Annotated in this window: 13 protein-coding genes; 2 read left to right on the top strand and 11 right to left on the bottom strand. The window is 72.3% G+C overall.

Features of this window, described 5'->3' with window-relative positions; genetic code table 11:
• Both G3I40_RS22600 and G3I40_RS22595 read left to right on the top strand, forming a co-directional pair.
• Positions 1-1162 (top strand): bifunctional phosphatase PAP2/diacylglycerol kinase family protein (locus tag G3I40_RS22600; protein WP_164303961.1); only part of this gene is annotated, 1162 nt, incomplete at its 5' end.
• Positions 1163-1279: 117 nt separating this feature from the next.
• Positions 1280-2101: a class I SAM-dependent methyltransferase gene (locus tag G3I40_RS22595; protein WP_164303960.1), complete on the top strand. Its 822-nt coding sequence runs from the start codon at positions 1280-1282 to the stop codon at positions 2099-2101.
• Between the two features lie 34 nt (positions 2102-2135).
• Here the strand turns inward: G3I40_RS22595 and G3I40_RS22590 are convergent, their stop codons facing one another.
• The 11 genes from G3I40_RS22590 to G3I40_RS22540 all read right to left on the bottom strand — a co-directional run bounded on the left by G3I40_RS22590 (position 2136) and on the right by G3I40_RS22540 (position 9745).
• Positions 2136-2408 carry a gas vesicle protein K gene (locus G3I40_RS22590; RefSeq protein WP_343245000.1) on the bottom strand — a complete coding sequence of 91 codons (273 nt, stop codon included), beginning with the start codon at positions 2406-2408 and terminating at the stop codon, positions 2136-2138.
• Entirely contained in the window at positions 2405-2593 is a 189-nt protein-coding gene (locus tag G3I40_RS22585; RefSeq protein ID WP_164303959.1) for a gas vesicle protein, read from the bottom strand. Before G3I40_RS22585 ends, G3I40_RS22590 begins: the two co-directional genes overlap by 4 nt.
• Positions 2590-3360, bottom strand: coding sequence for a GvpL/GvpF family gas vesicle protein (locus tag G3I40_RS22580; RefSeq protein WP_164303958.1), 771 nt, complete (start codon positions 3358-3360; stop codon positions 2590-2592). The genes G3I40_RS22585 and G3I40_RS22580 overlap by 4 nt, the downstream gene beginning before the upstream one ends.
• Positions 3357-3698, bottom strand: a complete 342-nt coding sequence (locus G3I40_RS22575; protein ID WP_164303957.1) for a gas vesicle protein — start codon at positions 3696-3698, stop codon at positions 3357-3359. Before G3I40_RS22575 ends, G3I40_RS22580 begins: the two co-directional genes overlap by 4 nt.
• Positions 3695-4849, bottom strand: coding sequence for an SRPBCC family protein (locus G3I40_RS22570; RefSeq protein WP_343244999.1), 1155 nt, complete (start codon positions 4847-4849; stop codon positions 3695-3697). The genes G3I40_RS22575 and G3I40_RS22570 overlap by 4 nt, the downstream gene beginning before the upstream one ends.
• Positions 4836-5594, bottom strand: a complete 759-nt coding sequence (locus G3I40_RS22565; RefSeq protein WP_164303956.1) for a DNA primase — start codon at positions 5592-5594, stop codon at positions 4836-4838. The genes G3I40_RS22570 and G3I40_RS22565 overlap by 14 nt, the downstream gene beginning before the upstream one ends.
• The gene (locus G3I40_RS22560) at positions 5591-5815 is read right to left on the bottom strand and encodes a gas vesicle protein GvpG (RefSeq protein ID WP_164303955.1); all 225 of its coding nucleotides are present in this window, start codon (positions 5813-5815) and stop codon (positions 5591-5593) included. The genes G3I40_RS22565 and G3I40_RS22560 overlap by 4 nt, the downstream gene beginning before the upstream one ends.
• 3 nt (positions 5816-5818) lie before the next feature.
• The gene (locus tag G3I40_RS22555; RefSeq protein WP_164303954.1) at positions 5819-6568 is read right to left on the bottom strand and encodes a GvpL/GvpF family gas vesicle protein; all 750 of its coding nucleotides are present in this window, start codon (positions 6566-6568) and stop codon (positions 5819-5821) included.
• Positions 6565-6987, bottom strand: coding sequence for a gas vesicle structural protein GvpA (locus tag G3I40_RS22550; protein WP_164303953.1), 423 nt, complete (start codon positions 6985-6987; stop codon positions 6565-6567). Before G3I40_RS22550 ends, G3I40_RS22555 begins: the two co-directional genes overlap by 4 nt.
• A gap of 77 nt (positions 6988-7064) precedes the next feature.
• Positions 7065-7406 (bottom strand): gas vesicle protein, encoded by a 342-nt coding sequence (locus G3I40_RS22545; protein WP_164303952.1) that lies wholly within the window; start codon positions 7404-7406, stop codon positions 7065-7067.
• A gap of 482 nt (positions 7407-7888) precedes the next feature.
• Positions 7889-9745, bottom strand: coding sequence for a transketolase (locus G3I40_RS22540; protein WP_164303951.1), 1857 nt, complete (start codon positions 9743-9745; stop codon positions 7889-7891).
• Positions 9746-9993 lie beyond the last annotated feature (248 nt).

The following is a 9993-nucleotide window of genomic DNA, read 5'->3' as shown; positions in this document are numbered from 1 at the left end:
GCGCCGGCTGAAGCGGCAGCCGTTCACGACGTCGTTCCCGTCGGGCCACTCGGCCTCGGCGGCGGCGTTCGCGACGGGGGTCGCCCTGGAGTCGCGGGGCTGGGGCGCGGTCGTCGCCCCGCTGGCGTTCTCGGTGGCCGCCTCGCGCGTCTACACGGGCGCGCACTTCCCTGGTGACGTGCTCGCGGGTGCGGCGCTCGGCGTCGGCGCCGCGTTCGCCGTACGGGGCCTCGTGCCGACGCGTCACCAGATGCCGTCGCCGGGGCGTCCGCTGGTGGACGACGTGCCGGCGCTGCCCGGCGGCGAGGGCCTGGTGATGGTGGTGAACACCAAGGCGGGCACGCCGGAGAGGATGCGGGTCCTGCGGGACGCGCTGCCGCTCGCCGAGTTCGTGGAGTGCGAGGGGCCCGAGATGCCGGACGCGCTGGAGAAGGCGGCGTCGGGCGCCCTCGCCCTGGGCGTGTCGGGCGGCGACGGTTCGGTGAACACGGCGGCGCAGGTGGCGCTGCGGCACGGGCTGCCGCTCGCGGTGCTGCCCGGTGGCACCCTGAACCACTTCGCGTACGACCTCGGCATCGAGGACGCGGGCGATCTGGTGCGGGCGGTCGAGGCCGGGGACGCGGTCGCGGTCGACGTGGGCCGGTTCCGCTCGGACAAGGCGTCGGGGATCTTCCTCAACACGTTCAGCCTGGGCGCGTACCCGGAGCTGGTGCGCGAGCGCGAGCGCTGGTCGGGGCGGATCGGCGGTCGGCTCGCTGACGTGGTGGCGGCGGTGTACGTGCTGCGCCGCGATCACCCGCTGGAGGTCGAGGTGCACGGCGAGAAGCGGCCGTTGTGGCTGCTGTTCGCCGGGAACTGCACCTACCGGCGAATGGGGCTGACGGCGGGCCGGCGCGCGGACCTCGCCGACGGTCTCCTCGACGTACGCACCGTCAACGGCGGCCGGCTGCCGGGCGTCCGGCTGCTCGCGGCGGCCCTGTCGGGCCCGCTGTCCCGTTCGCCGTTCCACGCCGCGACCCGGCTGACCCGGCTGCGGGTCTCGGGCGTCTCGCCGGGCACTCCGCTCGCGTATGACGGTGAAGTCACCGAGTGCGGCAGCGAGTTGACGATCGACAAGCAGCACGAGGCACTGCGCGTGTACCGGCCGCTGACCATACTGTGACCCTTCCCTGAGTCCACATCTCAAGACGGGGATCTCACGATCTGGCCGCCCGGCGTACGGTGAGCGCATCGCCCGGGGCGTTGGGCCCGGGCGGCCACACCGTGAAGGGATCGGGTCATGTCACAGGAGACAGCCGTGTACACCCACGGCCACCACGAGTCCGTGCTGCGTTCGCACACCTGGCGCACCGCCGCCAACTCCGCGGGCTACCTGCTCGATGCGCTCAAGCCGCACATGAAGATCCTGGACATCGGCTGCGGTCCCGGCACCATCACCGCCGACCTGGCCGCCCTGGTCCCCGACGGGCACGTCACCGGCGCCGACCACGCCGAGGAGATCCTGGACCGGGCGCGCGCCACCGCGGCCGAACGAGGCCTGGACAACGTCGAGTTCACCACGGCCGACGTGCACGCGCTGGACTGGCCGGACGACACGTTCTGCGTGGTCCACGCCCACCAGGTGCTGCAGCACGTCGGCGACCCGGTGCAGGCGCTGCGCGAGATGCGCCGCGTCACCAAGCCGGGCGGCCTGATCGCCGTGCGCGACTCCGACTACGCGGCGATGACCTGGTACCCGGCCTCCCCGGGGATGACCGACTGGCTGGACCTGTACGAGCGGGTCGCGCGGGCCAACGGCGGCGAGCCGGATGCCGGGCGCAGGCTCAGGTCCTGGGCGCTTCAGGCCGGTTTCGCCCCGCGGGACGTCACGTCCACGGCCGGTACGTGGTGTTACGCGACACCAGACGAGATCGCCTGGTGGAGCGGCCTGTGGGCGGAGCGCACGGTCGCGTCGACCTACGCGGAGCGGGCCGTGGGCGGCGGGCACGCGAGCGCCGAGCAGCTGACGGCCGTGTCCGAGGCGTGGCGGGAGTGGGGCACGCACGAGGACGCGTGGTTCTCCGTGCTGCACGGCGAGATCCTGTGCCGCAAGCAGGCCTGAGACGGGCCCCGAGCGGGCCCGGCCGCCGGGGCGTTCAGCTCCTGGGGAGCAGCGGGCCCAGCGGCCCGAGGTCGATGTTGAGGTCCTCGGGCCGCAGGTCGTAGCGCTCCGTCAGCTCGGCCATGCGGTCCTCCAGGAGCATCAGGGTCAGCCCGATGCGCTCCTCCTGGTCCTCCGTCAGGTCGCCGGTGTCGAAGCGGCGTACGGCCTGGCGCTCCATCAGTTGACGCAGCAGCTCGACGACGGTGAGCACGAGCTTCATCAGGTCGCGCTCGACGGTGTCCTGTTCGAGTTCGATGCGGGTCACGTCAACTCCGGCCAGGGGGAAGGGACTTGCTCGTTGACCGAACTGATGAGGGCGTTCAGGTCGATGCGGACCAGGTCGACGTCCGCGATGCGCAGCGTGATGTCGCCGGTCAGGACGACGCCCCCGGCGAGCAGCCGGTCGAGCAGGTCGACCAGGGCGATCTCGCGTCGTTCGATGACGGTCACGGCGTCCCTCCCCCTTCATCGGTGAACGAGTACCCGGCCCAGGGGCCGGTCAGCTCCACGCGCAGCCCCGACTCGTCCTCCTTCGTCGCGCCGACCCGCTCCACGAACTCCTCGGACTCCGCGCGCGGGACCAGGTAGGACGCGTTGAGGACGTTGCGGCCGCCGACACGCGCGATCTCCGGGTTCTGGGGCGGATGGCTGCGGGTCGCCGCGGCGCGCAGCGCAAGATCGTCGTGCAGTCGCTGCGCGAAGACCTCGGCCCGCCGCCAGGTCGCGTCGTGGGCGCCGCGCTCGGCGCGGCGGCGGCGCAGGTACTCACGTCCGGAGGCGGCGGGCGTCGCGGCCTCGGCCGGCTCGGCCGCGGGCTCCTCGACGTACACCTTGACGCCCCATTCGACCCGTCCGGCGAGCCGGTCCAGGCCCGCGCGCAGGCGGTCCTCCTCGTTCTCCAGCATGCTCCGTACGCCGCTCTCGTCGCGGAAGACCGTGGCCAGGCGCAGCGGGAGCGGGTCGGTGACCGTGGTCAGCGCCGCGATCACGCGCTCATGGGCGCGGGCGGTCACCGTCAGCCAGTCCAGATCCTCCAGGCGGGCGCGGAGCGAGGCCTCGGCGAAGTCCCGCTCCGGTACGGCGCCGACGATCGCGACGAGGCCGTGGTGCTCCAGCTGCCTCGGCGCGACGTCCCCGACGCCGACGAGCTCGGCCTGCAGCGGCGCGGACAGGCAGTGGCAGACGGCGTACACGTAACACAGGTCGCCCGACGTCATGCGCCCTCCTCCTTCGTCCGCCGCCGAGGCTCCGCCGCCTCCTCCAGTTCGAGCAGGCGCTGCTTCAACTCGGCGTTCTCGCGGGCGAGTTCCTTGCGGCGGGCGCCCGACGACAGGGCCGGGTCGTCCTCCCACCAGTCGATGCCCATCTCCTTCGCCTTGTCGACCGAGGCGACGATGAGGCGCAGCTTGATGGTGAGCAGTTCGATGTCGAGCAGGTTGATGCGGATGTCACCCGCGATGACGATCCCTTTGTCCAGGACCCGCTCCAGGATGTCGGCGAGGTTGGCCCCGCTGTCACCCCGGTAGGACTCGGGCATCCGGCTCGCGGTGGTCATCGTCGGGCCCGGCCACTGGCGGTGGCCGGTCGCCGCGCGCGGCGGTCCTCTTCGGGCTCTTCCTCGTAGCCGTCGTCCTCGGGCTCGTCGTCGGCCTCGGCGGCGTACTCCTCGGGCTCCTCGGCCTCGTCCTCGGGCTCCTCCGCCTCGTCGTAGACGTCGTCCTCGTACTCCGCGTCGTCTTCGTCGTCGCCCTGTTCCGCGGCTTCGTCCTCGATCTCGCCCTCGGGCTCGCCCTCGCCGTCGTACGCGTCGTCCTCCGGCTTGCCCTGCTCCTGCTCCTGCTCCTCCTGCTCCTGTTCCTCCTGCTCCAGTGCGTCCTCGTGGCTCACGACGACCTCGCCGTCGCGGATCTCGCCGCGCCAGCCGTCGCTCGCCTCACCGCGCAGCGTCACGAAGCGGGAGAAGTGCTTGAGGTCGAGCCGGGCCCTGCGGCCCTGCGCGCGCCAGATGTTGCCGGTCTTCTCGAACAGGCCCTTGGGGTAGTACTCGATGACCAGCAGGACCCGGGTGAGCTTGTCGGCGAGGCGGTGGAAGGAGATGACGCCCTTCGTGGTGCCCTTGGCGCCCTCCGACGTCCACTGGATGCGCTCGTCCGGCACCTGCTCGGTGGTGTGCGCCTTCCAGCTCCGGCTGGACCAGAAGATCTTCATCTGCCAGTCGGACGTGACGTCGTCGGCACGGTTGGCGTTCTTGACACCCCGCGCGAACGTGCTGAACTCCTGGTACTGCGTCCACTGGTCGTACGCGGTGCGCAGGTCGACGCCGACGTCGATGAACTCCATGATGACGGTCGGCTTCTTGCCCGCGCCGCCCTTCTTCTTGCCGCCCTTGCCGAACAGGCCCTTGACCCCGCCGACGACCTTGTCCTTCAGGTGCCCCGCGCCCAGTTCCACGGCGCTGCGCATCGGGCTCTTGCCCTCGGCGAGCTTGCGGCCGCCGTCCAGCGCGAGCTTGGCGAAACCGGGGCTGTTGCCGTCCGCGATGTCGTTGAGCTTCACCGTGGTCGCGCCGAGCTTGCGGCCCGCGCCCATCAGCAGCTTCTGGGCCTGCGCCGCGAGGTACTGCTGCGCCTCGGCCTTCAGGTGGTCCGCCGCCTCGCTCTTCGCGAGGCCGCCGAGCACGTTCTTCGGAGAGTCAGCCACGGTCACTGCCCCCCTTCGCGGCGCGGGACACGGTGCCCGTGGTCTTGCGGGCGGCGGCCGTCTTGGCGGCGGGCTTCCTCGCCGCGGCCTTCTTGGCGGTGCCCGTCCGCTTCGCGGCCGCCTTCTTCGCCGGCGCCTTGCGCGCCGGGCTCTTGGCCTCGTCGGAGGACGGCTTCTCGTCCGCGCGGCTGCGCCGCCGCGAACCCGAGGACTGCCGGCGCTTCGGCTCCTCGTCCGCTTCCTCGTCCGCGCCGTCGTCCGTGTCCTTGTCCCGGCTCTGCGTGCGCTCGGCGTCGGCGTCGTCCTCGTAGCGCTCCTCGTCCTCCTCCTCGTACGCGTCCTCGTCCCGCTCGTCGCGGCGGCCGGTCACCGTCCCGGTCACGGTGCCGGTCACGCGCTCACCGGCGTCGCGCACGTCGTCCACGTCGGGGGCCACACCGGAGATCTGGTCGCGGACGCCCTGCGTACGGCTGTGCAGCCGGCCCGCGAGGCCCTCGATCTGGCGCTCCACGAGCGCACCCGACGCCGCCTTGCCGACGCCGCGCAGGTCCTGGCGGAGCTGGTCACCGATCTCCTTGAACTGCGGGTTGTTCTCCAGTTGCGTACTCACCATCTGGGCGAGCGCACGCGGGCTCAGCTTCAGACGCTTGCCCGCCACCATCGTGCCGACGGCGAACGCCAGCTTCATCTTCTTCGTACGTCCGAGGACGTAACCGGCCCCTATCGCGAGGCCGAGTGCTGCTCGGTTCACTTGCCCTCCAGCCGGTCGAGGAGCTGGTCCTCGATACGGTCGAATGTCTGCTGATCGATTTCGCCCGACGTCAACTGCTCTTCCAGGCGCGCGAGTTCGGCGCGCACCGCCGACGGGTCGTAGTACTGCCGCTCGGCTTCCTCGAGCACCTTCTGCATCGCCCAGATCGAGCCGCGCACGGGAGCGAGCGGCAGCAACAGCACCTCACTGATGAGGCCCATGGCTCACTCCGAGCCGACCGGCGCCGAGGGACCCGGCTCCACGAAGCTGTACGGCGGGAGCGGCCCGTTGACCGTGACTTCGAGGTGGGTGTGCTTCTGCCGGGCCGCTTCGACCGTGGCGAGGAAGTGCTCGGCGGCCGTCCGCTCGACGAGGAACGACACGTTGGCGAGCCAGCCGGTGCCCTCGGGCCCGACCGAGACGGCCTCGGCCTTCGGCTCCAGCAGGCGCTGCAGCAGGACGGCGTCCTCGGCCTCGCGGGCCTGTACCGCGGAGACGACCATCTCGCCGAGCCGCAGCCGCTCCTCGTACGTCCCGCCGCCCGCCTGCCGGTTGGCCTCGGTGATGGAGCGCACCTCGGGGTTCTCGGACATCACCCGGTGCAGCACGGCCTGCTCGTCGTGCTGTGCCTTGACGTTGTACTCGACCTTGCCCTCCAGGGCGGTCAGCCGCTCCTGGTAGTGGTCGGCCCGCTCGGCGAGCACGTCCGCGACGGCCTTGTCGTCGGGTGCGAGGCTGCCGAACCGCATGGGGAGCACCGGTCCGCCGCCGCCCGCCTCGGCCAGCACGTTCTGGTGGGCGAGCAGGTCGCGGCGCTTGGGCCGCAGGTCGTCGGGGGCCTCGCTGACGATCGCCGCGAGCGGGCCCTCCTTCACGATCCGTACCGGGCGCGGGGGTTCGCCGATCGCGTCCATGCCGTCGGGCAGCGAGGGGTGGTCGGCGCTCGCTATGCCGTAGATGTAGGTGCTGGTCACTCCTGCTCCTCCTTGCGGCGGCTCGGTGCGGCACGGCGGGTGCGCTTCGGCTGCTCCTGGCCCTCGTCACGGGCCTGGTTGAACGCCTCGGATATGGTCTGCGCGGCCCCGGACAGGGCGCCCTTGGTCTTGCCGCGGGCGCCGGACTCCACCGAGTCGCCGACGATGTCCGTCAGGCCCGAGGGCTTCTTCGCGCCGGTCTCCAGGTCGAGGCGGTTGCAGGCCTCGGCGAACCGGAGATAGGTGTCGACGCTGGCGATGACGACCCTGACGTCGATCTTCAGGATCTCGATGCCGACCAGCGAGACACGGACGAACGCGTCGATGACGATGCCGCGGTCCAGTACGAGTTCGAGAACGTCGTACAGGCCACTGGTACCGCCACCGCCGCCTGATTGCTGTGCGGGAACCACGGTCATGGAGACCGGTCCTCCTTGTCTGTGTAGCGTGTGCGGGCTTGTCCGTGCAGGGCGCGCTGCGCGCCGGGGAGGGTGCTCTACTGGCCGCCGGACCTGCGCGCCTCGGACCGCCCTCGCTCGTAGCGGCGGATGCGCCGGTACCCGGTGAGCGCGCCCTGCGGGTCCAGGCTCACGTGGTAGGTCGCCAGCAGGCTCATGGTGTCGGGGACCCGGGACACTTCGAGCACCTCGATGTCCAACTCCCAGCCGTCCTCGGTCCGTTCGAAGGACGACACCGACTCGGCCTCCATGCCGGTGAGCTCCGCCAGCTGCGTGCGCGCCTCACGCAGCACCTCCATGGGCCCGGTCACGCGGCTCGCCTCGCTCGTGTTGTCGGTGGAGTTCTCGGACGATGTTTGCGTCTTCTTCGTATTCGTCATGGCAGCCTCACATCCCGAGTCACCTGTTGAGCCCTGGCCAAACCTTCAACTCAGCTCGTACGTACGGAGTTTGCGCCGCGCCGGTCCCAGCGGGCGCCCGGCGCCGAGCAGACCTGTCCACGGCAGGGACGGTGGCCGTCCGGGCCCGCTCGTCGAGGCAGCGGGGCACACCGCCGTCCTGGGTCTCCTGCTGGGGAGGCGGGGCCCGTCGAGACCGAACGGGGCGGCGCTCCGGCATGCGGGTGCGGCCGCGCGGAAGCGGGAGCAGCAAGGAGGTGATGTCCCGGTAGCAGGGGGCGAGCCCGCTCCTGGCGAGGTCCCGCGTCCGCTCGCCGCGGCCGGGGAGCAGCACCTCGCGGGGGCGGCGCGGAGCGACGCGTGGGCGCCCGGCGCGGAGGGTGCGTGCGTCCTTCATCGGGCCTCCGTACGGCGTCGGGGCGAGCCCGGGTACCCGCGCCCCGACGCCGTACGCCTGACCCGGTTCAGGGCGTGACGGCGTGCTCCACGAGAAGGGCGATGCCGGCGACGATGCTCGCCGCGTCGATCCCGGCCGCGCGCAACTGCTCCTCGGGGGTTGCCGACCCCGGCATGGTCCGCACCGCGAGCCGGACCAGGCGCGGCGCCGGCGAGCCGTCGTCGAAGGCTTCGGCGACGGCGTCGCCCAGGCCGCCCTCGGCCCGGTGGTCCTCCACGGTGACCAGGCAGCCGGTGTCGCGCGCGGCGTCGCGCAGGGTGACGCGGTCGACGGGCTTCACCGAGTAGAGGTCGATGACGCGCACGGGGATTCCCGCCGCGGCCAGCTCGTCGGCGGCGGTCAGCGCCTCGTGCACGGTGGCGCCGGCGGCGACGAGCGTGACGCGGTCGTGGCTCCCGGACCGCAGGACCTTGCTGCCGCCCACCGGGAACTCCTCGTCCGGCGGGTAGATCACCGGCATGGCGCCGCGCGAGGTCCGCAGATAGCGGATGCCGTCCAGGTCCGCGCTCTGCGCGAGGAGTCGGGCCGTCTGGTTGGCGTCGCACGGATACAGGACCGTCGAGCCGTGCACCGCACGGAACATCGCGAGGTCCTCCAGGCCCATCTGCGAGGGCCCGTCCTGTCCGATGGCGACCCCGGCGTGCGAGCCGGCCAGGTTGATCCCGGCGCCGCTGATCGCGGCCATCCGCACGAAGTCGTGCGCGCGGCTCAGGAACGCCGCGAACGTGGACGCGTACGGGAGCCAGCCGCGCGCCGCCAACCCCACGCTCGACGCCACGAGTTGCTGTTCGGCGATGTAGCACTCGAAGTACCGCTCGGGGTGTTCCTTGGCGAAGTACTCGGCGCGGGTGGAGTCGCCGACCTCGCCGTCGAGGGCGACGACGTCGCCGCGGGAGCTGCCGAGCGCGGTGAGGGCCTGGCCGTAGGCGTCGCGGGTGGCGACCTCCTCGCCGACCTCGTAGCGGGGCAGGTCGAGGTGTCCGCTGCGCACGGAGTGCAACACCCGTGCGGCAGGCGGCTCCTGGACGTCCACGTGGATGCCGCGGTCGCCGCCGAGCTCGGTGATCGCCTCCTCGGGCTCGGGCAGCGGCTTGCCGTGCAGGCCCTCCCGGTCCTCGACGGCGGCGACGCCCTTGCCCTTGAGCGTGCGGGCGAGGATCGCGGTGGGCTGCCCAACGGTGTCGCGGGCCTCGGTGTAGGCCCGGTCGACGGCCGCGACGTCGTGCCCGTCGACCTCGACGGTGTGCCAGCCGAACGCGGCGAAGCGGCGCGCGTACGCGTCCAGGTCGTGGCCGTGCCGGGTGGGTCCGCGCTGGCCGAGCCGGTTGACGTCGACGGTCACGGTGAGGTTGTCGAGGTGCTCGAACCCGGCGTGCTCGGCGGCCTCCCACACGGACCCCTCGGCGAGTTCGCTGTCGCCGCACAGGACGTGCACCTGGTACCCGACGCGGTCGAGCCGCTTGCCCGCGAGGGCGATGCCGACGCCGACCGGCAGGCCCTGGCCCAGCGATCCGGTGGCCGTCTCGACCCACGGCAGCCGCTGCGGCGTCGGGTGTCCTTCGAGGCGGCTGCCGAGTTGCCGGAAGGTGAGCAGTTCGGCCTCGCTGATGGCCCCGGCCGCCTTGTACGCGGCGTACAGCAGCGGTGAGGCGTGCCCCTTGGACAGGACGAACCGGTCGTTGCCGGGGTGGGCGGGGCGCTCGAAGTCGTAGCGGAAGTGGCGGGCGAGGAGCACGGCCATCAGCTCGGCGGCGGACATCGACGACGTGGGGTGGCCGGATCCGGCGGCGGCCGCCGCGCGGACCGCGTCGACCCTCAACTGCTGGGCGAGGGCGTGCACTTCCTGGTCGCTGTACGTGGTCACCGGTTGCCTCCTTCGGGCGTGGGCGGGGACGGGGTGGCGTCCGGCACGCGGGCCGGCGCCTCGCCCACCCGTCCCCGGGAGGAGAGCAGTGAGCCGATCGCGCGTCCTGATCGCCGGCGCCGACGGTCGGGTTCCCTGCTTCTCCTCGATACCGGCGCCCAAACGTCGCGCTTCGGAACGAAGTGCCGGTATCAGACTCCGGGCGGTGGCGGCGCCGTGGGCATCGGCGGCGCCGCCGGAGCCGACGG

The sequence above is a fragment of the Streptomyces sp. SID14478 genome (assembly GCF_010548525.1).
Taxonomy (GTDB): domain Bacteria; phylum Actinomycetota; class Actinomycetes; order Streptomycetales; family Streptomycetaceae; genus Streptomyces.
The sequence above is the reverse complement of the archived record's forward strand: the minus strand, read 5'-3'. Positions and strand labels throughout refer to the sequence as shown.